Here is a 3,498-nt window from a genome sequence, read left to right as displayed (position 1 = left end):
GGCGGCGCGGGCCAGGGCATGGGCCTGCGCGGCGCGGTGGGCGAGGTCGCCGCCGCCGCTCCGGCCGCGAACCGCGGCGGCGCCCTGTCGCTCCTCTTCGTGGTCGCCTACTTCGGCATCTCGATCCCGGTCATCGGCGTCGGCCTGCTCAGCGAGCCCCTCGGCCTCGCCGACGCCGGCCTGGTCTTCACCGTTTGCATGGCCGTCCTCGCCGCCGCCTCCGGCGCCTACCTGCTCCGCAGGGCCCGCGCGCAGGCCTGAGCCCCCTCGGACAGCACCGGGCAGGAGCCCGGTCAGGGCCGGTCACCGGCGCGCAGGCGGGTGGACGGGTGGCGGCGGCCGCCGGGTGGAGGGTCGACGGGTGTCGAGAACGGGCCGCCGGCTCCGTCCTCGGTATACCGGTGGCCTCGAAGGGTCACGCAATGCAGAGGGAGAACCGTCATGGCGCTTCAGCGCATGGACAACGTCGGCATCGTCGTCGAGGACCTGGACGCCGCCGTCGCCTTCTTCACCGAACTGGGCATGGAGGTCGAGGGCAAGGCGCTGATCGAGGGCCTCTTCGCGGATCAGACCGTCGGGCTCGACGGCGTCCGCAGCGACATCGCGATGCTGCGGACCCCGGACGGCCACGGCAGGCTGGAGCTCGCGCAGTACCACGCCCCCGCAGCGGTCGGCGACGGCTCGCACAATCCGCCGCCGCCGAACACGCTGGGCCTGCACCGGGTCATGTTCGCCGTCGACGACATCGACGACACCATCGCCCGCCTGCGCGCCCATGGCGCCGAACTGGTCGGCGAGGTGGCGCAGTACCAGGACGTCTACCGCCTCTGCTACCTCCGCGGCCCCTCGGGCATCATCCTCGCCCTGGCCGAAGAGATCGGCTGACGGGACGCGACGGCACCCCGGCCTGAACCGCGGTTCGGGGTGTGTCGGCGGCCCGGGCGCCGCGGGGCCGGGGCGCCGCGGTCAGGCCGCGGGGTGCAGGGGGTGGCTCACCCAGACGTTCGGCTCGACGTACACGGCGCGGTCGTGGGCGAGGTCGGCGTGCACGGGCACCAGGGCGCCGGGGACGACGGTGGCGCCGTCGCGGTCGAACGGCAGGCCGGTCCACCGGCGCCACTGGCCGAGGGAGGCACTGACGGTCATCGACGCCGGTGCGACCTTCACCACGGAGGCGCCGGCCTTCACATGGACCCGCAACCACGGGTCCTCGGGCAGGCCGTCCGGACGCCGCCGGCCGACGTACTCGGCCATGGGCAAGTGCGGCTCCAGGTGCTTGGCCGTCGGGCGGACCGGTGCGAGCAGCGCCCGGTGCCCCTGCGCGGTCGCGGCGTCGCGCAGGGCGCGCAGCATGCGGTAGGACAGACCGCGGCCGAGGTACCCGGTGTCCACCGTGATCTCCAGGGCGCTGGCCGCCGTCGGCGTGCAGTCGCGGCGCAGGTCGCGGAACGCCCACGACAGGACGCGGTCCCACCCCTGGTCGGGTGTCTCCTCGCGGCCCTCCGCCAGTGCGTCGAACGGGACGGCGAGCGCGCGGGCGACCACCCGGTCGCCGTCCGTCGCCACCGCGCAGTACTGCGGGAAACGGGTGACGACCTGGTCCAGCAGGGTGCTGGCGACCAGGTCGTGCGGCACGAAGGCGGGCCAGGTGTCCTCGAACTCGTACACCCGCGGGATCAGCTCGGGGCGCTCCGCGAGCGTGGTGATCGTCAGGTCGTCGGTGACCGTCGGGGTGTTGGTGCCCGCCGGGGCGTCGGTGTCCGTCGGAGTTTCGGTGCCCGCCGGGGCTTCGGTGTCTGTCACGGCCCGACACCCTGCCACAGCCGCACCGGGCCGGGCTACTTGTTTCCGCAGGCCAGAACCGCTGCCGGGGGGCTGTCGGCCCCCCTGTCTACGATCACCGCATGCCTGATGCCTTCACCGTCCTGTGGACCCACGACACGTGCCGCGACCTGCGCAAGGTGGGCCGAGTCGGCGAGCGGCCCCCGGTCGCCTTCAGCGGCGTCCACTCCTCGCTCCCGGCCTGGTCCGGCGCCAAGGCCGGGGACGAGGTCTTCGCGCTGCACGTCAACCGGCGTGTCGTGTCCGTGGTCAGCCGCATGCGGGTCGTCGACCTGGAGCGGCGGGACTGCTGCGGCACCGCCCCCGCGACCTGGCACGACCCGGCCTTCCCCGGGCACGGCGACTGGTCGATGCTCGGCGCCGGCGGCTGCGGGGCCTCCGCGGTGCACGTCGACGCGACGCCCGTCCGCTTCGACGTGACCGTCCCCGGCGACCTGCTCGCCACCCTGACCTGGCGGAACCGCCGGAACCAGACCCGTGTGCTCAAGTACGTGGTCGACGGCCTCCTCGAACGCTCGATCAGCCTCCAGGGCTTCTACCGGCTCACCCCCGAGTCGGCCGACGAGCTGGCGAGGATCGTCGACGGCGCGAGCCCCTCGATACCGGCGAAGTAGCCGTCCCTCCCCTCCCTCGTACCCGCCGTCCCGGTGGACGCGGTCAGTCGACCAGACCGGGGGCGAAGTAGTCGCGCATCCGCGCGATCTTCCCGTCCCTGATGCGGAAGATCTGGACCAGCGAGACCGCCACGTCCTCCCCGTCGCCGTCGCCGTCGAAGACCGTGTCGATCTCGGCGTTGAACACATCGGGATCGGACGTGGTGTGCAGCACGTACCCGGACTTCGCGAGGTTCGGCGACCGGCCGTTGCCCTCCCCCGGCTTCTCGTAGTGCGCCGCCATGGCACGGCGGATAGCCTCACGCCCCACCAGCCTCCGTGGGAAGGCCGCCCCGGCGGGAATCAGCGGGGCCTCGAAGACCCCGTCCTGGGTGAAGCACTCCGCAAGAGCGTCGGCGTTCCGGGTCACCGGACCGGCATGGACGTAACGGCCAATGCCACTCAGGTTGAACTCGCCTTGTCGTAGGTACTGACGGACCTTGATCCCTGCGGAATGACATCGGGGTGCGATACGCGCAGGGGGGCGGGTTCACTGCCCAGGAGCAACAGCGTCGGGAGCGGGTGCGGCTGGAGGCCGCCGAGCGGTTCGACCGGGGTGGTCGACTCCATCTGGTAGCAGCCCGGGGGCGCTCGACGGGCTACTTGACGTAGATCTCGTCGAGGGTGTCGATGACCCCCGCCGCGTTCAGGTGGTAGCGGAAGGGCAGGCCCTTGTCCGGGTGGGTCTCCAGCCACCCGGTCAGCTCGCTGGTGGAGATGGGCTTGCCCATCACCTCCGAGGGGAGGATCGGTGCCGTCGCGGTGATCTTGGCCTTCTCCGAGATCGGGATGTACGTCCACGCGCCCGACGGTTCGAAGCGCCCGGGGCAACCGTACGTGCCGTGCTGGACGACGAGACTGGTCATACCACCCTCGGTCGTGTAGCGGTGCACGGCGATCGTGTCGGGCGAGACCGGCATCCTGTGGTCGGCGCCGCAGGTCGGCGCGGGGGGCGGGGCCGGGGCGGGTGGATTCTTCCCCGCCGGGGTGGCGGTCGCCGAGG

At 72.6% G+C, this 3,498-nt stretch carries 4 protein-coding genes and 2 pseudogenes; 3 read left to right on the top strand and 3 right to left on the bottom strand.

From position 1 onward, the window contains the following. Nucleotides 1-261: pseudogene (locus tag ABZ885_RS37750) on the top strand (MFS transporter); the annotation flags it as partial. Between the two features lie 180 nt (nt 262-441). Continuing rightward, entirely contained in the window at nt 442-885 is a 444-nt protein-coding gene (locus tag ABZ885_RS37745; RefSeq protein WP_360199190.1) for a VOC family protein, read from the top strand. A gap of 81 nt (nt 886-966) precedes the next feature. On the opposite strand, the gene ABZ885_RS37740 is transcribed toward ABZ885_RS37745, so the two are convergent. Next, complete coding sequence (locus ABZ885_RS37740) at nt 967-1,713, bottom strand: N-acetyltransferase (protein ID WP_360199192.1); 747 nt, start codon at nt 1,711-1,713, stop codon at nt 967-969. A 191-nt stretch (nt 1,714-1,904) separates the two neighbouring features. On the opposite strand from ABZ885_RS37740, the gene ABZ885_RS37735 reads away from it, so the two are divergent. Next, nucleotides 1,905-2,456 carry a hypothetical protein gene (locus ABZ885_RS37735; RefSeq protein WP_360199188.1) on the top strand — a complete coding sequence of 184 codons (552 nt, stop codon included), beginning with the start codon at nt 1,905-1,907 and terminating at the stop codon, nt 2,454-2,456. A 43-nt stretch (nt 2,457-2,499) separates the two neighbouring features. Here the strand turns inward: ABZ885_RS37735 and ABZ885_RS37730 are convergent, their stop codons facing one another. Both ABZ885_RS37730 and ABZ885_RS37725 read right to left on the bottom strand, forming a co-directional pair. Beyond that, nucleotides 2,500-2,865, bottom strand: coding sequence for a nuclear transport factor 2 family protein (locus ABZ885_RS37730; protein WP_360199186.1), 366 nt, complete (start codon nt 2,863-2,865; stop codon nt 2,500-2,502). A 229-nt stretch (nt 2,866-3,094) separates the two neighbouring features. Beyond that, nucleotides 3,095-3,498: pseudogene (locus ABZ885_RS37725) on the bottom strand (hypothetical protein); the annotation flags it as partial.

The organism is Kitasatospora sp. NPDC047058, from assembly GCF_040643935.1.
Taxonomy (GTDB): Bacteria; Actinomycetota; Actinomycetes; order Streptomycetales; family Streptomycetaceae; genus Kitasatospora.
This window is presented reverse-complemented; position numbering and strand designations above follow the sequence as displayed.

Bases quoted from the DNA above. Each gene is read 5' to 3' on its own strand.
- ABZ885_RS37745 (WP_360199190.1), top strand. From the start codon at position 442: ATGGCGCTTCAGCGCATGGACAACGTCGGCATCGTCGTCGAGGACCTG.
- ABZ885_RS37735 (WP_360199188.1), top strand. From the start codon at position 1,905: ATGCCTGATGCCTTCACCGTCCTGTGGACCCACGACACGTGCCGCGAC.